22 protein-coding genes are annotated in these 21,173 nt (G+C 43.6%); all 22 read left to right on the forward strand.

What is annotated here, in order from left to right; all coding sequences use genetic code 11:
* Window positions 1-554: 554 nt before the first annotated feature.
* The 22 genes from spoIIGA to pyrE all read left to right on the forward strand — a co-directional run bounded on the left by spoIIGA (window position 555) and on the right by pyrE (window position 21,109).
* The gene (spoIIGA, locus tag BMZ06_RS14215; protein WP_089752859.1) at window positions 555-1,481 is read left to right on the forward strand and encodes a sigma-E processing peptidase SpoIIGA; all 927 of its coding nucleotides are present in this window, start codon (window positions 555-557) and stop codon (window positions 1,479-1,481) included.
* Window positions 1,482-1,496: 15 nt separating this feature from the next.
* The gene (gene sigE, locus BMZ06_RS14220; RefSeq protein WP_014643122.1) at window positions 1,497-2,216 is read left to right on the forward strand and encodes an RNA polymerase sporulation sigma factor SigE; all 720 of its coding nucleotides are present in this window, start codon (window positions 1,497-1,499) and stop codon (window positions 2,214-2,216) included.
* A 21-nt stretch (window positions 2,217-2,237) separates the two neighbouring features.
* Window positions 2,238-3,077 carry an RNA polymerase sporulation sigma factor SigG gene (gene sigG, locus BMZ06_RS14225; RefSeq protein WP_245756022.1) on the forward strand — a complete coding sequence of 280 codons (840 nt, stop codon included), beginning with the start codon at window positions 2,238-2,240 and terminating at the stop codon, window positions 3,075-3,077.
* A gap of 574 nt (window positions 3,078-3,651) precedes the next feature.
* Complete coding sequence (locus BMZ06_RS14230) at window positions 3,652-3,927, forward strand: YlmC/YmxH family sporulation protein (RefSeq protein ID WP_089752863.1); 276 nt, start codon at window positions 3,652-3,654, stop codon at window positions 3,925-3,927.
* 54 nt (window positions 3,928-3,981) lie between these two features.
* On the forward strand, window positions 3,982-4,782 hold the full coding sequence (gene pgeF, locus BMZ06_RS14235) for a peptidoglycan editing factor PgeF (protein ID WP_089752865.1): 801 nt from the start codon (window positions 3,982-3,984) through the stop codon (window positions 4,780-4,782).
* An 18-nt stretch (window positions 4,783-4,800) separates the two neighbouring features.
* Window positions 4,801-5,469, forward strand: a complete 669-nt coding sequence (locus BMZ06_RS14240) for a YggS family pyridoxal phosphate-dependent enzyme (RefSeq protein WP_089752867.1) — start codon at window positions 4,801-4,803, stop codon at window positions 5,467-5,469.
* 24 nt (window positions 5,470-5,493) lie between these two features.
* The gene (locus BMZ06_RS14245; RefSeq protein ID WP_175477897.1) at window positions 5,494-5,949 is read left to right on the forward strand and encodes a cell division protein SepF; all 456 of its coding nucleotides are present in this window, start codon (window positions 5,494-5,496) and stop codon (window positions 5,947-5,949) included.
* Window positions 5,950-5,952: 3 nt separating this feature from the next.
* Window positions 5,953-6,225, forward strand: coding sequence for a YggT family protein (locus BMZ06_RS14250; protein ID WP_089752869.1), 273 nt, complete (start codon window positions 5,953-5,955; stop codon window positions 6,223-6,225).
* A 77-nt stretch (window positions 6,226-6,302) separates the two neighbouring features.
* The gene (locus BMZ06_RS14255; protein WP_089752871.1) at window positions 6,303-7,076 is read left to right on the forward strand and encodes a YlmH family RNA-binding protein; all 774 of its coding nucleotides are present in this window, start codon (window positions 6,303-6,305) and stop codon (window positions 7,074-7,076) included.
* 78 nt (window positions 7,077-7,154) lie between these two features.
* Window positions 7,155-7,688: a DivIVA domain-containing protein gene (locus BMZ06_RS14260; RefSeq protein ID WP_041601305.1), complete on the forward strand. Its 534-nt coding sequence runs from the start codon at window positions 7,155-7,157 to the stop codon at window positions 7,686-7,688.
* A gap of 200 nt (window positions 7,689-7,888) precedes the next feature.
* Entirely contained in the window at window positions 7,889-8,362 is a 474-nt protein-coding gene (gene lspA / locus BMZ06_RS14265; RefSeq protein ID WP_089752873.1) for a signal peptidase II, read from the forward strand.
* The gene (locus BMZ06_RS14270; protein ID WP_089752875.1) at window positions 8,359-9,267 is read left to right on the forward strand and encodes an RluA family pseudouridine synthase; all 909 of its coding nucleotides are present in this window, start codon (window positions 8,359-8,361) and stop codon (window positions 9,265-9,267) included. Before lspA ends, BMZ06_RS14270 begins: the two co-directional genes overlap by 4 nt.
* A 165-nt stretch (window positions 9,268-9,432) precedes the next feature.
* On the forward strand, window positions 9,433-9,975 hold the full coding sequence (pyrR, locus tag BMZ06_RS14275; protein ID WP_089752877.1) for a bifunctional pyr operon transcriptional regulator/uracil phosphoribosyltransferase PyrR: 543 nt from the start codon (window positions 9,433-9,435) through the stop codon (window positions 9,973-9,975).
* A 165-nt stretch (window positions 9,976-10,140) separates the two neighbouring features.
* A complete protein-coding gene (locus BMZ06_RS14280) occupies window positions 10,141-11,532 on the forward strand; it encodes a uracil-xanthine permease family protein (RefSeq protein WP_089752879.1) in 1,392 nt (463 codons plus the stop codon).
* A gap of 145 nt (window positions 11,533-11,677) precedes the next feature.
* Entirely contained in the window at window positions 11,678-12,556 is an 879-nt protein-coding gene (locus BMZ06_RS14285) for an aspartate carbamoyltransferase catalytic subunit (protein ID WP_089752881.1), read from the forward strand.
* Window positions 12,557-13,852 carry a dihydroorotase gene (locus BMZ06_RS14290; protein WP_089752883.1) on the forward strand — a complete coding sequence of 432 codons (1,296 nt, stop codon included), beginning with the start codon at window positions 12,557-12,559 and terminating at the stop codon, window positions 13,850-13,852. It abuts the gene before it with no gap.
* A complete protein-coding gene (locus BMZ06_RS14295) occupies window positions 13,830-14,942 on the forward strand; it encodes a carbamoyl phosphate synthase small subunit (RefSeq protein WP_089752885.1) in 1,113 nt (370 codons plus the stop codon). Before BMZ06_RS14290 ends, BMZ06_RS14295 begins: the two co-directional genes overlap by 23 nt.
* Window positions 14,921-18,124, forward strand: coding sequence for a carbamoyl-phosphate synthase large subunit (gene carB, locus BMZ06_RS14300; protein ID WP_089752887.1), 3,204 nt, complete (start codon window positions 14,921-14,923; stop codon window positions 18,122-18,124). The genes BMZ06_RS14295 and carB overlap by 22 nt, the downstream gene beginning before the upstream one ends.
* On the forward strand, window positions 18,121-18,882 hold the full coding sequence (locus tag BMZ06_RS14305) for a dihydroorotate dehydrogenase electron transfer subunit (RefSeq protein WP_089752889.1): 762 nt from the start codon (window positions 18,121-18,123) through the stop codon (window positions 18,880-18,882). The genes carB and BMZ06_RS14305 overlap by 4 nt, the downstream gene beginning before the upstream one ends.
* Window positions 18,882-19,814, forward strand: a complete 933-nt coding sequence (locus BMZ06_RS14310) for a dihydroorotate dehydrogenase (RefSeq protein WP_089752891.1) — start codon at window positions 18,882-18,884, stop codon at window positions 19,812-19,814. The genes BMZ06_RS14305 and BMZ06_RS14310 overlap by 1 nt, the downstream gene beginning before the upstream one ends.
* Window positions 19,780-20,490, forward strand: coding sequence for an orotidine-5'-phosphate decarboxylase (gene pyrF, locus BMZ06_RS14315; protein WP_089752893.1), 711 nt, complete (start codon window positions 19,780-19,782; stop codon window positions 20,488-20,490). The genes BMZ06_RS14310 and pyrF overlap by 35 nt, the downstream gene beginning before the upstream one ends.
* Entirely contained in the window at window positions 20,483-21,109 is a 627-nt protein-coding gene (pyrE, locus tag BMZ06_RS14320) for an orotate phosphoribosyltransferase (protein ID WP_089752894.1), read from the forward strand. Before pyrF ends, pyrE begins: the two co-directional genes overlap by 8 nt.
* Window positions 21,110-21,173: the final 64 nt, after the last annotated feature.

Raw genomic sequence — 21,173 nt, forward strand, 5'->3', positions numbered from 1 at the left:
GGGAGAAGGAACTAGGTGAGATCCCGCAGGGAGTGAAACGAGCGAGGAAGCTCACCGTTCCCCCATAGGAAAGTGTTCAAATGTGGAATCACCCCGAAAGACATGCTCAGCATAAGCCGACCATCAAAAGGATTGCGGTTTTTCAATCCGTTGATGAGCGGCGTATGTCTCGAGTGTCTGGGTGATGGAACAAGACGAGTTATTTCCCCACCAGCCCTTCTCTCAAATATCGTAACGGACCCCAAATATATCGAAACTGAGTCTTCAAGTAATGGGAGCTTATCTGTAAAATCAATTCAAGATTTAATCAGCCCAAAAATTCCTTGGCCATAACTATTCGTTTTCATTCAGGTCGATCTACTACCCCTGAAAATCGACTTTTGATAATGCAACAAAGAAGGATAGGCGGGCAAGGTTCGGTAGGAGTCACAAAGGTTAACTACCACATGCTGCGATTACAGTCCATTACATGAAGTTACAAAACTTGCTAGCCTACTATTCAGATTGTGACAGACTTTTCAGGCGGACAGGCTTATAATTTTTTATAACAATAGATGAAGGGAGCGGGGGTCATCTATCTTGATGCTGTCTGGTTGCTCAATCTATTAATGGATGCCATGATCCTCTATCTTACCCAGGGGGTGGTGCGGGCCAAATCGTCTAAAACACGTATGTTTTGTGCCGCTTTTGCAGCCTCCAGCATTGTGCCTATATCGGTCTTTATGCCGGATCTGTGGTTGATGAGCACCCTTGGGAAGCTGGTCTTTTCATTACTTATTGTCGGAATTGCCTTTTCCTTTACCTCACTTCGTGCTTTTATTCTACAGTTGGTCAGCTTTTATTTTATAACATTTTCCATCGGAGGAAGTATGCTTGGTGTCCATTTTTTCCTAGCCACGGAAATAAGTATTCAAGGAGGATCGATTGTAACATTTTCAGGGGGATATGGTGATCCTGTTAGCTGGATGTTTGTATGCGTTGGATTTCCTTGTTCATTTTTCTTCACGAAGTGGCGGATGGAGCAAGTAAGTGTCCACCAAATGAAGCTTGAGAACATTTATGATGTGAAAGTCACTTGGAATGGTAAAGAAGTCCTTTGTCGTGGAATGGTCGATAGCGGTAATCAATTAATTGATCCAATCAGCAGAAAAATGGTTTTCCTGGCTGACCATACGGTGATGGGCCAGTTTCTTGAACCGGAAGTACTTGAAAAACTTAAAGTAGATCAAATCGTGACTTCAATGGAAGAGTTGCCATCAGACATTCAATCGTCTGTTCGCTTAGTCCCTTTTCAAGCCGCAGGTTCTAAAGGTCAACTGCTTGTTACTCTGTTAGTGGATCAAATATCGATTGTAACTCCTCAAGGAAATTTAGAAATGAAACAGCCATTGGTCGGTGTGCAGCATCATGACCTTACCCATGATCGTCTTTATCAAATGCTGATACATCCCCACATAATGGTTAAAGGAAAAACTGCCTAAGGGAAGGGGAATGACATGGTCAAATGGTTTTTTAAATTAAGGCTGTGGTTTTATCGGATTTTAATTAAGCTTGGGATTAAGCAAGATGAAATTTATTATATTGGAGGTAGTGAAGCTTTACCGCCTCCCCTTTCAAGAGAAGAAGAAAAAGAACTGCTTGAACTTCTTCCTAAAGGAGATAAAGCAGCACGGGCTATGTTGATCGAACGGAATTTGCGTCTTGTAGTCTATATAGCTCGAAAATTTGAAAACACGGGGTTAAATATAGAAGATCTAATCAGTATTGGAACCATTGGCTTAATTAAAGCCGTTAATACATTCGATCCTGAGAAAAAAATAAAGCTCGCCACTTATGCTTCCCGCTGTATCGAAAATGAGATTCTTATGCACTTAAGAAAGAGTAATAAATTGAAAACAGAGGTTTCATTCGATGAACCGCTAAACGTTGACTGGGACGGAAATGAACTATTATTATCGGATATTTTAGGTACGGAAGAAGATCTGACGACAAAAGGCATTGAGAAAAAAATAGATAAGAAATTACTGATGTCGGCACTGGATCAATTAAATGATCGTGAAAAGCAGATTATGGAATTAAGGTTCGGTTTAATTGGCAAAAAAGAAAAAACACAAAAAGATGTAGCGGATATGATGGGGATCTCCCAGTCATATATATCAAGGCTTGAGAAAAAGATTATTCGCCGCTTACAGCGTGAATTCGATAAAATGGTCTAATAGAACTAATAATACAAATGCATAATTTTTCCTCCCAAGGAGATACTGAGAACTGATTACAGCTTCTTGGGAGGGTCTTATTTGACACGACACAAAGTAGAAATATGCGGAGTAGATACATCCAAACTTCCAGTGCTGACCAATAAAGAAATGAAGGCCCTGTTTATACGTCTCCAAAGTGGTGAAACGGAAGCACGTGAGGAATTAGTCAATGGGAATCTTCGTTTAGTATTATCGGTTATTCAGCGCTTCAATAATCGCGGAGAATATGGTGATGATTTATTTCAAGTGGGCTGCATTGGATTAATGAAGTCCATAGACAATTTTGATTTAAGCCACAATGTTAAATTTTCTACTTACGCTGTACCAATGATTATCGGAGAAATACGCAGATACTTGCGGGACAATAACCCGATACGTGTTTCGAGATCTTTACGAGACACGGCCTATAAGGCTTTGCAAATGAGAGAAAAAATGATAAGTGAAACCAATAAGGATCCAGCCCCTCACGAAATTGCTGAGAGGATGGGAGTGCCACATGAGGATGTAGTTTTTGCAATGGATGCCATTCAAGATCCAGTTTCTTTATTCGAACCGATTTACAACGATGGAGGCGATCCAATATTTGTGGTTGATCAATTAAAAGATGACCGTGAAAAAGACTCCATCTGGTTAGATGAACTCTCTTTGCGAGAAGGTATGAAGAAATTGAATGATCGTGAAAAAATGATTCTGACGAAACGGTTCTTCCAGGGTAAAACTCAAATGGAAGTCGCCGAAGAAATCGGAATTTCTCAAGCTCAAGTATCTCGATTAGAAAAAGCTGCAATTAAAGAAATGAATTCATCTATGTTTCAATAAGTATTAGTACCCTATTTGTTCATAAGTGTTCTGGCTGTCGAGAAAGCCTCGACAGTCTTTTTTTGTACTTCGAAGAGATATCCACTCGTTAAGAGAGTAAAAATGCCCTCAGTGAAAAATATAGTTTATATTTAAAAAGTTAGAACAACTCTTGAGTAGCCAGAGATTTTCAGTTCGTTATTTCTCAAGGGTCCGTTAAGCTTTCTGAGGATATTACAGACAAGTTACCGTTTGTTGAAGACTCCATTTCGAGATATTTGTTGAGCGGAAGGTTCTCCGGGGGACGATTTCGCTTTCCGCCCCTACACAACGCAGGGTCGATCAACCCTGCGTGCAGGGCCATAGGAAAGCGAGTTATTTTCCCATCAGCCCCCTCCTTATATCGTAACGGACCCGATTTATCTCGAAATCGAGTCTTCAACAATTCGGTCCTTTAGTGTAATAAGTTTCTTATAAATAATCAATACTGACCTTTAACAGAGCATTTCTTAAAAATGATTTATACCTGCTTCATCTTTTATTTTCACAAGTGTTGCAACATTGAAGCATATAGTGAAGGAAAGGGGGATGAAGGATGAAAATTTCAGAACTGCAACTTAAAGATGTGATTGCTATGGAAACAGGGGAACGACTGGGGTATATTAGCGATTTAGACATAGACACGCAGCGAGGACGTTTAAAAGGGCTTGTCCTAACGATGAAAGGGAAAGCAATGGGGCTTTTTGGCAAAGAAGAAGAGATGGTCATTCCATGGGATCAGATTGTCAACATCGGTGCTGATGTAATTCTCATTAAAAAGTCAGGTTCTGCAGGTTTTACTGTATCTCAAAAGTCAGATTCAAAAGAATAATACAAGAAATAAGATGAAAAATGTGTTAAAATGAAGGGAAATTGAGGTGGTAACATGCGTGAACCTTTTACAGCTAAATCGCTGCGACAATATTCTTGTTTTACGAATCATAAAAATATAATTGCGGGTCTTACCACTAGATACGGTGGTCATAGTGAACGTCCTTTTAATACCCTGAACATGGGGCTCCATGTTCAGGATGAATCAGACACTGTACTGCGAAACAGAAAAGAACTAGCGCAGGAAACCGGTTTTCCTTTAGAAAACTGGATTATAGGAGAACAAATTCATGATATCCGTGTGAAAGTGGCAGGAAATGGGGAAAAAGGAAAAGGTGTATTCTCTCATCAATCAGCAGTCGCTGGTGTCGACGGATTGATCACCAATCAACCAGATCTGTTACTCGGAGCCTTCTATGCGGACTGTGTACCCTTGTTCTTCTATGCCCCGGTTTCCGGTTGGATTGGGGTGGCCCATGCGGGCTGGAAGGGAACCGTTCGAAATATGGTTTCGCAGATGGTTGGCCATTTGACTGAGCAGGGTTGTTCGATTGAAGAGATCGAACTCGTCATTGGTCCATGTATAAGCGAGGAGCACTATGAAGTTGATCAGCGTGTATATGATCAGATACCCGTGGAATTCCAAGGAGAATCAGCTGTACCTGTTTCTTCTGGAAAGTACAAGCTGGACTTAAAGAAACTGAATGAATCCATGGCATTTCAATCAGGGCTGCATAAAGAGAACGTCAGAGTCTCGAGGCTTTGTACATACGAGGAAGAGAATTTGTTTTACTCCCATCGCCGTGACCAGGGACAAACAGGTCGTATGCTTGGTTTTATTGGTTTGAAGGGCTGATGGTGGAAGGAGAGAAAGATGTCGGTAGTTGAAAATCTTGAAAAAATAAAACAAAATATTGCGGAATCCTGCTATAATTGTGGGCGTTCTATTGAGGATATTACTATTATTGGAGTAACCAAATACGTGTCCGTTGAGCGTGCACAAGAAGCTATTGATGCGGGAGTTGTTAACCTGGGTGAGAATCGTAAAGAAGAACTGCTGGAAAAATACGAAGCCATTGGTTCCCGTGCAAATTGGCATTTTATAGGGTCACTGCAGTCAAGAAAAGTAAAAGATGTGATTGATAAGATCACCATGATTCATTCCCTGGACAGGAAGTCTTTAGCAAAAGAAATTAATAAACGGGCTTCATCACCAGTATCCTGCTTTGTGCAAGTTAATATCAGCCAGGAAGAGTCCAAGCATGGACTGGCCCCGGAAGAGGTGGAAGATTTTATCCATTTAATGGAAGCCTATGATAACGTCAAAGTGGCAGGGTTAATGACCATGGCGCCTCATGATGCAGACGATGAACGTCTGCGAGGGATTTTCAGGCAGCTTCGTGCTTTGCGCGATAAAATCAGAGATAAACATTTGCCTTATGCTCCTTGCGAATATTTATCTATGGGAATGAGCAATGATTACCGTTTAGCCATTGAAGAAGGTGCGACTCATATCCGAATTGGTTCCAGCCTTGTAGGTTAACTAATAAAACTTGAGGTGATCAGCGTGAGTATGAAAAACAAATTACGGTCATTTTTTACTTTGGATGATGAATATGAATATGAATATGTAGATGAGGAGACGGATGAACCTATGGAAGAAGAATACGAGCAGAAACAGCGAAGCAGAAGAAAAGAAGATACGCAGAATATCGTTAGTTTGAAAAGTGCAAAGTCCTCTTCCAAAATGGTATTGAACGAACCCAGCAGCTATAATGAAGCTCAGGAAATAGCCGATGAACTTGTTAATCGCAGAGCCGTGGTTATTAATCTTCAACGGGTGGATCATCATCAGGCGAAGCGAATTGTAGATTTTTTGAGCGGTACAGTATATGCTATAGGGGGAGACATTCAGAAGTTAGGTTCTCAGACTTTTCTATGTACTCCTGACAACGTGGAAATATCGGGTTCCATTTCTGATATGATTTCACAAGAAGATGATGAACTTTATAAAAGGTGGTAAGTCATGGCGTTTTTGTTTAGTATTTTAACGAGTGTATTACAAATATACAGCTGGATTGTCATAATCTATATTCTGTTATCCTGGTTTCCAGGTGCCAGGGAATCAAGCTTCGGGGAAACGTTAGGACGTTTAGTCGAGCCGTTTCTAGAGCCTTTCCGCAAAATTATTCCTCCTCTTGGAATGATTGATATTTCACCGATTGTAGCGATCCTGGTACTCAGGTTTGCCTCAGCTGGATTAGGTGAACTTTATAAAGTGCTTGCAGAAATATTTTAAAAACGGGAACAGGTCTTGGGAATTACGCTGTGAAGCGCCCATATATCTGTTCCCTTTATTTTTGGTTGGAGGTTGCTATGGATATTTATCAGCATTTCAGGGAAGAGGAACGACCCTTCATTGACCAGGTTTTAGCATGGAGGGAGGATGTAGAGCTCAAGTTTCAGAGAAAGTTGAGTGACTTTCTAAATCCAAGGGAGCAAGACATTGTAAAAGCGGTTATGGGAAACCATCCAGACTTTAATTTTGGTCTGAACGGTGGAAAAGATCAAGCCGAGCGCAAACGGGCTATTATTGCTCCGGAGTACGAAATCATTGAAGAAGATGATTACCAGCTTATTATGCTGGAAGCATCTTATCCTTCAAAATTTGTGACCCTTGAACACCCGGATGTCCTTGGGGCATTCATGTCTTTAGGGATCAGACGGGAAAAACTTGGCGACTTAGTTGTGAAAGATGGCACCATCCAGATCATTACTGACCAGGACATAAGTGATTACATTCGGATGAATTTTACAGGGGTCAAGCGAGCAACCGTTAACTTTGAAGAAAAGCCGTTATCTCAAATGCTTGAAAGCGAAGAAACGTGGGTTATGAAAGATACAACGGTTTCCTCCCTAAGACTGGATGTTCTCGTGAAAGAAATCTATGGCATGTCCAGAAAGAAAGCAGGTATGCACATTGACAGCGGTCACGTAAAGGTCAATTTCCGTGTTGTAGAAAACGGTGCTTTTCAGCTGCAAGAGGGAGATTTAATTTCTCTTAGAGGTCAGGGGCGAAGTAAGCTTGAGGAAATTCAAGGCATAACTAAAAAAGAAAAATATAAAGTATCCACTTCTAAATTGAATTAAAAGCTGATTCAAGAAGGAATCTTCCAACAAATGGTCGAAACTAATCTACGAATGGAATACATCTAGGAGGTGTCTGGTGTGCCATTAACACCAATAGATATTCATAATAAGGAATTCACAAGAGGATTCAGGGGATATGATGAAGATGAAGTTAATGAGTTTTTAGATCAGATTATTAAAAACTATGAAATGGTAATTCGCCAGAAGAAAGAACTTGAACAGGAAGTTAGTGAGTTGAATGAACGTCTAAGCCACTATAGCAATATTGAAGAGACCCTTAATAAATCAATTGAAGTCGCCAAAGAAACAGCAGAAGAAGTAAAAACCAATGCGAATAAAGAATCTAGTTTAATTATTAAAGAAGCTGAAAATGATGCGTCTCGAATTGTAAATGAAGCAGTAGAGAAATCTCGTCGAATATCTTCAGAAGTGGAAACGATGAAGAAGCAGGCTAAATTCTTCAAAATACGAGTACGTAAGCTTGTGGAAGCCCAAATGGAAATGATTGACCACGAGGGTTGGGAAGATATGTTTGAGACGGAGCTTGATGGAAGTGAAACCCTTGAAGAAGCCATTGATAAGGAACTGACACCGAATCAAAACCGCTCTTAATTTCTACATAGTATGAATGAACAGCGGGTGGATAGATGCCGTCTCTTGGGGAGACGGCATTTTCAACTTCCTGTGAGGGAGAAATAGCATGGTAAGCGGACCAATGTAGTGAAAGCAACTATCTTCTTTTTCTATTGGTAAATGCTGCCCGCTCATTTTATGGTACAATAGCGAAGGAATATACTTGATGGAGGCCGCCTATGTACGTGTATTATTTAATAGCCATTGCTATTATCATTCTTGACCAGTGGACCAAATGGCTTGTGGTATCGAACATGAAGATTGGAGAAAGCATTCCGATCATAGAGAATTTTTTCTACCTCACTTCCCATCGTAACCAGGGAGCTGCCTGGGGAATACTGCAGGGACAAATGTGGTTCTTTTATATTATTACGATCATCGTGATTGGTGTCGTCATTTATTACATGCAACAATTCGCAAAGGAAAGCAGACTAGCTGGAGTGGCATTATCTTTAATTCTTGGAGGGGCAATCGGTAACTTTATTGATCGTGTATTCCGTAAAGAAGTGGTAGATTTTGCTGACACGTTAATTTTTACGTACGACTTTCCTATTTTCAATGTTGCGGATTCTGCTTTAGTCGTTGGAGTTATATTAGTCATGCTCGCTACATTGCTGGATGAGCGAAAGAAGAAAGGAAGTTTGGAACAGTGAGTGAACAATATGAAGTAAGGCCGGATGACGAGTTTAAAAGGATCGATAAGCTTTTGACAGAAGTCATAACCGATGCCTCGCGCTCTCAAATTCAAGGCTGGCTGAAAGATAAGCTGGTTGAAGTAGATGGAGAAGCGGTTAAAAGTAATTATAAAGTACAGCAGGGGGACACCATTACGTGGAGCATCCCTGAACCAGAACCTTTGGAAGCTGCCCCAGAAAATATCGATATTGATATCGTTTATGAAGATGAGGACGTAGTTGTCGTTAATAAAACGGCAGGAATGGTGGTTCATCCTTCCGCCGGTCATTCAGGTGGAACTCTCGTAAATGCTTTATTGTATCATTGTAAAGGGCTTTCCGGAATTAATGGGGTAGAACGCCCTGGAATTGTCCATCGCATTGATAAAGACACGAGCGGCCTTTTAGTTGTAGCTAAAAACGATAAGGCTCATCAATCACTAGCTGAACAGCTGTCTAATAAATCGGTAGAGCGAAAATATGAAGCGATTGTTCACGGTTTAATCTCTCATGAATACGGAACGATTGATGCGCCGATTGGACGTGACCCTAAAGACCGTCAGCGAATGGCGGTTGTAGAAAATGGGCGCGAGGCAGTTACTCACTTCAGAGTGCTTGATCATTATGATGACTTTACGCTGGTTGAGTGTACGCTGGAAACGGGACGTACCCACCAAATCCGTGTTCATATGAAGTATATTAGTCATCCGCTTGCCGGTGATCCTAAGTACGGCCCTCGGAAAACATGGGGGCTGAAAGGTCAAGCGCTGCATGCTAAATCTCTTGGATTCGAACATCCGCGGACAGGAGAATGGATGAAATTTGAGGCGGAGCCTCCAGAAGACTTTACGGAAATGATTACGTTTCTGAAGAACCGACGTTGACAAACCGGACAAGCCATGACATAATCATGAATAGAATAAAAAAGTCCTTTAAGAGCAGTCCCGTGAGGCTGAAAAGGTGACGGATTGGCACGCGACATTCGTGTGTACCAAAACCCCTTTTCTGCCTTTCCGCGGAAAAGGGGTTTTTTGCATGGGGGAATGAATATGAAATCTAAAACAACCGTTCTGGATGACGCAGCCATTCGCCGCGCACTGACACGGATATCTCATGAAATTATTGAAAAGAACAAAGGAGTAGAGGACCTTGTTCTTGTTGGAATTAAAACGAGAGGGGTCCCGATTGCTCAGCGTTTGAAAAATAAAATTCAGGAAATTGAAGGTAAGGACCTGCCCGACGGTGAGTTGGACATTACGCTGTATCGTGATGATTTGACTCCTAAGAAAGAACAGTCGGAGCCTGAATTGAAAGCAGCTCATATTAAAGCTAATATCGATGGGAAAAAAGTAATTCTCGTAGATGACGTACTTTATACGGGTCGTACGGTGCGTGCCGCAATGGACGCTCTCATTGACCTCGGACGGCCTTCTCAAGTACAGTTGGCTGTGCTTGTCGACAGAGGACACCGGGAACTTCCGATTCGCGCAGATTTTGTAGGAAAGAACGTGCCAACCTCTCAGGATGAAGTGGTAACAGTAACCCTTTCTGAGACCGACGAAGCGGATCAAGTGACCATCTTTGAAAAATAAATCATCCCAATCACTACCTTTAAGGAAGTCCCGAGAGGCTTAAAAGGTCGTAATGATACACGTGTGCCATTAACACGTTTACCTCTTTGCGTACTTTTAAGCAAGGAGGTTTTTTTATGACAAAATTCCTCACATCTACATTTGAATTCAAAGGAGGAAATCAACATGAACCAACAAAAAGCCGCTCTTAATATCAATGAAGTTCCTAAAATGCACCAATGGTTAACGTTAAGCTTGCAGCATTTATTTGCCATGTTCGGAGCTACTATACTAGTTCCATTCTTAACCGGTCTGCCGCCATCGGTTGCATTAGTATCAAGCGGATTTGGTACGCTAGCTTATTTATTAATTACACGAGGAAGAATACCAGCTTATCTCGGATCCAGTTTTGCTTTTATTGCTCCTATTATTCAGGTATCCGAGAACCACGGCATAGCCGGAGCCATGATCGGAAGCTTTCTGACCGGGCTTGTGTACGGACTCGTCGCCCTCTTCATCTCCTTGTTTGGAACGAAATGGCTGACGAAACTGCTTCCGCCGATTGTTGTAGGACCCGTTATTATGGTGATTGGACTGGGACTTGCTTCTACCGCCATTGATATGGCCATGTACCTGCCAGGTCAGGAAGAAAATGTTTACAGCGGTACTCATTTCATGGTAGCGCTGGTCACCCTGGCTATAACCATCATCGCCTCTATATTCTTCCGAGGATTTTTCTCCCTGCTTCCGATTTTATTCGGAATCGTAGGCGGGTATGTGTTTGCCCTCTCTCAAGGGATTGTAGACACTAGCGGCCTGAAAAGTGAGTGGATTGCTCTTACATCAGCAGAATCTTTCGGAGGAGTTATAGGAGCCATTTTTGAAATGCCCGATTTTGTTGTACCCTTTGTTGATTTCTCGCCGCTTTCAGTGTTCAGCTGGGAGATTGTCTTTCTCATGGTACCCTTTGCCCTTGTGACAATAGCTGAGCATACAGGTGACCAAATGGTCCTATCAAAAGTAGTGGGCAGGAACTTTCTAAGAAATCCAGGATTAAACCGCTCGATTTTAGGAGACGGAGTAGCAACTGTGATTGCCTCCTGCCTGGGCGGACCGCCAAACACTACTTATGGTGAAAACATCGGTGTCCTCGCCATTACACGAGTGTACAGTGTGTTCGTTATTGGAGGAGCCGCAGTGATTGCCATTATATTCGGATTCTTAGGAATGATCACAGCGCTGATCGGCTCTATCCCTTCTGCTGTGATGGGCGGGGTATCCATCCTCCTGTTCGGAATTATCGCATCAAGCGGCCTGCGGATGCTGATTGATAATCAGATTGATTTGGGTGAAAAACGAAATCTGGTCATCTCTTCGGTTATTCTTGTCATCGGAATCGGAGGAGCCTTCATTCAGTTCACAGATAATTTTCAAATCGAAGGCATGGCTCTGTCAGCCATTATCGGTGTGCTTCTTAATCAAATCCTTCCTGGTAAAGAAAAAGGGGAAGGAAACGGAAGCATGTTTGAGGAACCGAGCGAAGAAGAAATGGAAGAGGAAAATAAAAGAGCTGTCTAGTTTAACCAACGTACACGTTTTAACCAAGTCCTGTGAGACTTAGAAGGGTGTAAAGGGTTGGGCTCGTTCGTCATGCGAGTTCAGCACCCCCATACACCTGGGGGTGCTTTTTTTATAAAATTTTACGAGATGGGAGAGAAGGAACATGAAGCATCTACTTTCCATGAAACAGTTAACCAACGATAAAATTCATCATCTATTTAAAATCGCTAAACAGTTGGAAAATGGTGAACTCTCCTGGCAGGCTGAAGGGAAATTTGCCGCTAACCTTTTTTTAGAGCCAAGCACAAGAACGAAGAGCAGTTTTCATATAGCCGAGCGGAAACTTGGACTGGATGTTCTGCATCTCGATGGAATGGATTCTAGCCTTACAAAGGGAGAAAGTTTATATGACACCTTGAAAACGCTGGAAGCGATCGGTGCGGATGTAGCTGTCGTCCGACAATCTGAAGTTGGACTCCTGGACAGTTGCGCAGAGAACGTAAACCTTTCTCTTATTAATGCAGGCGATGGATGTGGCGAACATCCGACTCAATCTTTGCTTGATTTATATACCATACAAGAACAATTTGAAGAGTTTGAAGGTCTCCACGTAGCCATTGCAGGAGACCTGAAGCACAGCCGGGTGGCACGCTCCAACGCTCATGCACTTCAACAGCTTGGTGCAAGGGTGTCATTTGTGACAAAACCAGAATGGAAAGACTCATCTTTCTCCCATCGGTACATAACGATGGATGAAGCGGTGGAGCAATGTGATGTTCTTATGCTGCTCCGAATACAACATGAACGACACAAACAAAAGACCTCTGCCTCATCCTATTTGAAAGATCATGGCTTAACAAAAGAAAGAGAATCAAGAATGAAAGAAGATGCGATTATTCTTCATCCAGCCCCGGTAAATCGGGGGGTAGAAATAGATTCCGACCTTGTCGAATCCAAAAAATCACGGATTTTCAGACAGATGTCTAATGGTGTGACGATCCGAATGGCTATAATTCAAGCATTATTGAAAGGGGAGCTGTAAATGCAGATGAAAATTGTTAATGGAAAAAGGCGAGTTAACGGAGAATGGGAAGCCTGTGAGGTATTAATCAACGATGGAATTATTCAAAAAATAGGTGTCTCCATCAAAGAAGAGGCAGATAAAATGATTGACGCTCAAGGTCAGCTTGTATCCGCTGGGCTGGTTGATGTTCACGTCCATCTGAGAGAACCTGGCGGGGAAGCGAAGGAAACGATTGCAACCGGGACGAAGGCGGCGGCGAAAGGTGGTTTTACTACCGTATGCGCAATGCCAAATACAAGACCAGTACCTGATACAAAGGAAAACCTCACTTCTTTGTGGGATAAAATCAATCAAGATGCGCATGTGCGCGTACTTCCATACGCATCGATTACTACGAGACAGCTTGGAGAAGAGCTCGTCAATATGGAAGCTTTAAGTGAGAATGGGGCTTTTGCATTTACAGATGACGGTGTCGGGGTTCAGACAGCTGGAAAGATGTATGAAGCTATGCTTGAAGCTAGCCGAGTGAACAAGGCTGTTGTGGCTCACTGTGAGGATAATTCGGTCGTTTACGGAGGAGTTGCCCATAAGGGTGAGGTGAGCGAACGTTTAAATCTTCCGGGCATCCCGAACATAGCCGAATCCATTCAAATAGCGAGAGATGTGCTTCTGGCTGAAGCAGCTGACTGCCACTATCATGTATGTCATGTATCAACTAAAGAGTCTGTCCGCGTCATTCGAGATGCTAAACGAGCCGGGATTCGGGTAACTGCAGAAGTTACACCTCACCATTTAATTTTAAATGAACATTCGATTCATGAAGACGATGCCATGTTTAAAATGAATCCTCCACTCAGATCTGTTGAGGATCAGCAAGCTCTTCTAGAAGGCTTGAGAGACGGGACCATTGATTTTATCGCTACCGACCATGCCCCTCATACGGAAGAGGATAAAACGCAAGGTTTCTTGAACTCACCTTTTGGAATCACTGGATTCGAAACGGCATTCCCTCTTCTTTATACGGAATTGGTTGAAAGAGAAGTGATTACACTGGAAGAGCTTCTTTACTGGCTGACAGAGGCTCCGGCTGATGTATTCGGCTTGCCATACGGGCGCTTGCAAGAAGGGGCACCTGCGGATATTACTCTTATTGACCTGGAATCGAGCAGAGTGATTAACCGTCATCAATTCATCTCAAAGGGCAAAAATAGCCCGTTTCATAACTGGACAGCTAAAGGCTTTCCAGTCCTAACATTATCAAACGGAGAAATCGTTTGGGAGGAGGCACAAAATGAAGAAGCAGCTCGTACTTGAAGATGGCACCATATTTGTCGGAGAAGGGTTTGGCAGTGAAAGAGAAACCATTGGGGAAATTGTATTTAACACAGGAATGACCGGCTATCAGGAAGTGATTTCAGACCCTTCCTACTGTGGCCAGCTCGTCACTTTCACTTATCCTTTAATCGGAAATTACGGAGTTAACCGTGATGATTTTGAGACAGTGAACCCGTCCTTACTCGGCGTGGTGGTGAAAGAGCATTGTGAACAACCGTCGAACTTCCGCAGCGAAGAGACGCTGGATGAGTTTCTAAAAGCTAAAGAAATTCCTGGCATTAGCGGCATAGATACAAGAAAGCTTACTAAAATTATTAGAAAACATGGAACGATGAAGGCGATGCTTACATCAACCGAACGTCCTGTAAATGAAGTGTTGCAAATCTTAAGTGAAACAGAGCTTGCTACGGATCAGGTTAAACAAGTGTCTACGGTTAAGCCTTATGTCGTTCCAGGCCGTGGTTATAGGATTGTTCTGATTGATTACGGTATGAAACACGGAATCTTAAGGGAGTTCACGAAGCGTAACTGCCATGTAACAGTTGTTCCTTATAACACCTCCGCTGAAGAAATCGAACGTCTTAAGCCTGACGGCGTGATGTTATCGAACGGACCAGGAGATCCCAAGAACGTGCCGGAAGCAATTGAAACCGTAAGAAAATTGATTGGAGCCGTTCCGATCTTTGGGATCTGTCTGGGCCACCAGTTGATTGCTCTGGCTTCAGGAGGCGATACTACGAAAATGAAATTTGGTCACCGCGGCTCCAACCAGCCAGTAAAAGATATTGAATCTGGAAGGACATATATCACCTCTCAAAACCATGGGTATGCGGTCGATAAAGATTCTCTTACCCATACGGATCTCACTTTGACGCAAACCTCACTGAATGATGAGACCGTAGAAGGACTGCAACATAACCGCTTCCCGGTGTTTACCGCCCAGTACCATCCGGAAAGCTCACCGGGGCCGGAAGATACATCTCATTTATTTGATGAGTTTCTACGCCAAGTTAAAGAAAATCTAGCCAATGAAAAGGGGGACTCAGCATGCCAAAACGTACAGATATAAAAAGAATTATGGTGATCGGGTCCGGTCCTATCGTCATCGGACAGGCTGCTGAATTTGATTATTCAGGTACACAGGCCTGCCAATCTCTGAAAGAAGAAGGTTACGAAGTCATTCTCGCCAACTCCAATCCTGCGACGATCATGACAGACCACACCTTTGCCGATCAAGTGTATATGGAACCTCTAACCGTTGAATTTTTGCAAAAAATTATTCGTAAAGAAAAACCTGATGCCATCCTGCCTACCCTTGGCGGTCAGACAGGTTTGAACATGGCCGTTGGCTTAAGCGAATCCGGTATTCTCGAGCAATATGGAGTCGAACTGTTAGGCACACCGCTTGAAGCTATTGAAAAAGCGGAGGACCGTGAGAAGTTCCGTTCTCTTATGCATCAGATGAAGGAGCCTGTACCTGAAAGTGAAATTGTAAGCTCTGTAGATGAAGCGCTCAGCTTTGCCGATGATATTGGCTATCCCGTAATCGTCCGTCCCGCTTATACAATGGGCGGTGCAGGCGGAGGCATGTGTGATGACGAAGCTCAGCTAAGAGAAACCGCAAGGAACGGTCTGGCTTTGTCTCCAGTTAAACAATGTTTAATTGAAAAAAACATCGCTGGATTTAAGGAAGTAGAATATGAAGTCATGCGCGATAAAAGCGATCACGCAATAGTCGTATGTAACATGGAGAACTTTGACCCGGTAGGCATTCACACCGGAGATTCTATTGTTGTAGCACCGTCCCAGACTCTAAGCGACCGGGAGTATCAAATGCTTAGAAATGCTTCCCTGGATATTATTCGCGCGCTTGAAATCGAAGGGGGATGCAACGTCCAGCTTGCTTTAGATCCTCACAGCTTTCAATATTATGTAATTGAAGTGAATCCGAGAGTCAGTCGTTCTTCTGCGCTTGCTTCAAAAGCTACAGGTTATCCAATTGCCAAGCTTGCCGCTAAAATTGCGGTAGGTATGACGCTTGATGAAATACAAAATCCAATTACAGGTACCACATACGCCTGCTTTGAACCAGCACTCGACTATGTGGTTACGAAAATTCCACGATGGCCTTTTGACAAATTTGCTAAAGGAAACCGAAAGCTTGGAACTCAAATGAAGGCGACTGGTGAAGTCATGTCAATTGGAAGAACGCTGGAAGAATCCTTGTTAAAAGGTGTCCGCTCCCTGGAGGGTGAGACAGAAGAACTGTACATGAGTTCAATTGCTGATCTGTCGAAAGAGCAGATGTTTACTCGTATGAAGTCCGCAGATGATGAAAGGATCTTCATCTTAGCGGAAGCTTTAAGAAGAAAACATACGATTCAGGAACTGCACGAACAAACAGGGATTGATTACTTCTTTTTAAACAAGCTTCAGAACATTATCCATTTAGAAGAAGAACTCAAGCAGCATGGCCTGCAGGAAGATTTACTCCTAAGAGTTAAACGCGCAGGCTTCGCGGATCGACAAATTGCCCGTCTTGCTGAACGTTCCATCGATGATGTGATGGCCTATCGTAAAGAGCGCAGCATTCTGCCTGTTTACAAAATGGTCGATACATGCGCCGGGGAATTCGCATCAGAAACACCTTATTTTTACAGCAGCTATGAAGACGAGAATGAATCACTGCCTTCCAGTAACAAAAAAGTGCTCGTAATTGGTTCTGGACCGATCCGAATCGGCCAGGGGGTAGAGTTCGACTATGCTACGGTTCACTCTGTACTCGCTCTTAAAGAAATGGGCTATGAAGCGATTATTATGAATAACAATCCAGAAACAGTTTCCACAGACTTTAGCGTTTCCGACAAGTTGTATTTCGAGCCGCTTACGCTTGAGGATGTTATGAACGTCATCGATCTGGAAGAACCGGAAGGCGTGATCATCCAGTTCGGCGGACAGACGGCCATTAATCTTGTCGAAGGGTTAAGCCGCCAGGGAGTTCAAATATTAGGAACCACCATGGATGCCATCAATCAGACAGAAGACCGTGACTTATTCGAACAGCTGCTGAACAAGCTCGAAATTGCAAAACCTGGCGGGGAGAGCGTAACAAGCGAAGAGGAAGCTCTTAAGGCAGCCGCTCACATTGGCTATCCACTTGTGGTAAGGCCTTCCTATGTACTCGGCGGACGCGCGATGGCGATCGTCTATTCGGAAGAAGAGTTGAAGACATACTTGAAAACGAATGTAACGGTCCACAATGGCCACCCGATATTAATAGATAAATATATGACAGGGATGGAGATTGAAGTGGACGCCATCACAGACGGTCATGATGTATTTATTCCAGGAATCATGGAACATATTGAACGAGCTGGTGTACACTCCGGCGACTCCATGGGCGTCTATCCGACCCAGCGTCTGGCACAGTCTCTTGAAGATCAGTGCATTGAGGCAACAACTAAAATCGCCAGAGAGTTAAACATGAAGGGGCTAATCAACATTCAGTTTGTGGTGTTTGAGGATACAGCTTACGTTCTTGAAGTGAACCCTAGAGCCAGTCGTACCGTTCCGTTCCTCAGTAAGATTACCGGTGTACCTATGGCAAAACTGGCAACTCAAGTTATTCTCGGTGAAAAGCTGCCTGAGCTAGGCTTTCCTTCAGGGGTGGCTCCGAAGCCAAACGGTGTATACGTGAAAGTGCCGGTCTTCTCCTTTGAGAAATTAAGAAGTGTGGATACGACGCTTGGACCTGAGATGAAATCCACGGGTGAAGTAATCGGATATGACCAGACGCTCGAGAAAGCCTTATTTAAAGGAATGATCTCCGCAGGGCTTAAAATACCAACCCAGGGGTCAGTCTTACTAACCGTAGCTGATAAAGATAAATCAGAAATGCTGGAAATCGCGCAGACATTTTATGAGTTAGGCTTCCAGCTGTTTGCTACCGAAGGAACAGCAGCAGTCATTGAAGAAGCCAAAATTCCTGTTGAAGCGGTCGGCAAAGTAGGATCTGATCAAAGGGATGTCATTGATTTAATACAAAATGGCGATGTCCAGTTCGTCGTTAACACACTGAATACAGGATCAAGAGCTAGATCTGACGGATTCCGTATCCGCAGGGAAGCAGTCGAACATGGCATTGCTTGTCTGACCAGTCTCGATACTGCCAAAGCAATCGTAGATGTGATTAACGTGATGACCTTTACAGCCCGCGCCATTCCGCCAATGGAAGCGGTGAGAAACTCATGAGAAGAGAATGGATGGAAATCGTTGATCACAGTGCCGTAGCGAAAGATACCTATCGAATGGTCTTGAAAGGTCAAATCGCAGAAGAAGTCGAGGATCCAGGCCAGTTTGTGCATATCCAGGTGAGTGATCGTTTCTTTCTCAGACGTCCAGTTTCCATAGCAGATGTCCATCCAGACAAGAACGAGATTACTTTGCTCTATAAAGTATTAGGAGATGGAACCCAAGCTCTTACAGAGAAACGGACAGGGGATAAACTGGATGTTCTTGGACCAGGCGGTCAGGGCTTTCCAATTGAAAAAGACGTGCGCGAAGCCTTAATAGTAGGTGGGGGGATCGGGGTCCCTCCCCTGTATTACCTGGCGAAGCAGCTCGTAGAACAAGGTATAAAAGTTACTACAGTGCTGGGTTTCAGAAGTAAGGAAGAGGCTTTTTTAATCGATGAATTCAAGGCTCTCGGAGCATTATATGTGACTACGGATGATGGCAGTCTTGGAGAAAAGGGGCTGGTGACCGATCGAACCGATGAACTGCGCGGAAGTTTTGATACGTATTTTTCATGCGGCCCCACAGTCATGTTGAAGGCTATAGCTAATCAGCTTGAGGACGTACGCGGTTATATTTCGATGGAAGAAAGAATGGGCTGTGGTATTGGAGCTTGTTTCGCCTGCGTCGTTCATACACCGGAAGATGATGAAAAAGGATATCGCCGCGTCTGCTGTGATGGACCAGTCTTTAAAGCGAAGGAGGTTGTGTTGTAATGGACATTTCAGTATCCCTGCCTGGACTAAAGTTGAAGAATCCTATTATGCCAGCCTCCGGTTGTTTTGGATTTGGGAAAGAATTCGCCCAGTTTTATGATCTTTCCGAGTTAGGGGCCGTTATTTTAAAAGCTGCGACTGGCGAGAAGCGGTACGGAAACGAGGCGCCGCGAGTAGCTGAAACATCCAGTGGAATGTTGAACGCGATCGGACTTCAGAATCCGGGCGTAGAGAAAATTGTGAAAGAGGAAATACCTTTTTTAAAAACTTACGATACTCCTTTGATTGCTAATGTTTCTGGAAGTACGATGGAAGAGTATGAACAGGTGGCAGCAACCATTTGTAAGGAAGTCGATGCGCTGGAGTTAAACATCTCCTGTCCGAACGTAAAAGAAGGCGGTGTGCAGTTTGGTACAGATCCAAGACTTGCAGAAGAAGTAACAGCCAGGGTAAGAGCCGTAAGTACGGTTCCGGTTTACGTGAAACTCTCACCAAACGTGACAGATATCGTTGCGCTCGCTAAAGCAGCAGCAGCTGGTGGAGCAGATGGGTTATCGATGATCAATACATTAACAGGCATGAGAATTGATCCGGCAACGAGAAGGCCGATTATTTCCAACCAGACAGGTGGACTGTCCGGACCAGCCGTAAAACCGGTGGCCATCCGAATGATTCATCAGGTCTATCAAGCCGTAAACCTGCCGATTATTGGCATGGGCGGAATTGAAACCACAGATGATATTATCGAATATTTGCTGGCAGGTGCGAGTGCGGTGGCAGTAGGAAGCGCGAATTTCAAGAATCCTCTTATTTGTAAAGAACTGATCGAACAATTACCTGAAGCACTTGAGAGATATGGTTTTTCATCTATAGAGGAAGTGATTGGAGGGGCCCATCATGAAACAACTGCATCCGGTTTATTTCGCGCTTGATTTTGAAACGGGAGAAGAGGCTCTTCACTTTCTGCAAACCTATCAACTGGGAGGCATCCCGGTGAAGGTGGGAATGGAACTTTTCTACAGAGAAGGGCCGGCTATTATCCAGCAGTTAAAAGAAAATCATCATCCTGTATTTCTGGATTTGAAGCTTCACGATATTCCAAGAACCGTGCAAAGAGCGATGGCAAATCTGGCCCGCCTGGGAGTAGATGTAGTTAACGTTCATGCCCAGGGAGGATCTGATATGATCCAGGCTGCTCGCGAAGGACTTGAACAAGTAGACGAGCCTAAACGACCTTTACTGCTCGCAGTGACCATTCTCACATCTTCTGATGCTGCAATGATCCAAAATGAGCTGCTTCTCAGCCGGTCATTAGAAAGTATGGTGAGTCATTACTCAGAGATGGCTGCACAAAATGGAGCTGATGGAGTAGTATGTTCAGTTAAAGAATCACGTCTAATAAAAGAAGCTGCAGGAAAAGAATTTTACACGCTTACTCCTGGCATCCGTCTGCCTTCGGGGGAAACCCATGATCAAAAGCGTGTAGCAACACCTGAAGAGGCTAAGAAGGAACAAAGCAATTCAATTGTGGTTGGCCGTGCGATCAGGGACGCCAAAGACCCGCAGCACGCCTATGAAACCGTTAAGGAGGCATTTATCAATGGATGATCAGCTGATACAGGACTTATTAAAAATTGAAGCCGTTAAAATTGAAGTTGAAGACATGTTCACTTGGACGTCAGGGCTTCGTTCACCTATCTATTGCGACAATCGGCTGACCATGTCGTATCCAGAGATTCGGCGCCGTGTGGCTGATGGATTTGTAAAGTTAATTAAAGAGCTTGAACCTGATGTCGATGTGATTGCTGGATGTGCAACAGCCGGTATCCCCCATGCTGCCTGGGTAGCCGAGAGAATGGATCTGCCAATGGTTTATGTACGTTCGTCTCCGAAGAAGCATGGGAAAGGGAATCAAATCGAAGGGCATATTGAAAAGGGGCAGCGCGCCGTGGTAATCGAAGATTTGATTTCTACAGGCAAGTCCTCTATTGAGTCTGCTCAGGCTTTGCGAATGGCCGGAGTAGAAGTAGAGACTATACTGTCTATCTTTACGTACAATTTAGAAAGAGCAAATGAAGCCTTTCAGGAAAGTGAATTGTCCTATCAATCGCTGGCGAGCTTTGACCAGCTATTGCTTCAATTAATTCAGCAAGGTCAATTGAAAGAGAAAGAAGTTAAATTACTGAATGAGTGGAAAAAAGATCCCGCTGTCTTTACGGAAAATTAACATAGCGTCAGTTGCTATTTGGAGTGTCTCCTAGTAGGATAGAATCATCAGAAAGTAATGGTGA

The organism is Halobacillus alkaliphilus (genome assembly GCF_900113125.1).
GTDB classification, from domain to species: domain Bacteria; phylum Bacillota; class Bacilli; order Bacillales; family Halobacillaceae; genus Halobacillus; species Halobacillus alkaliphilus.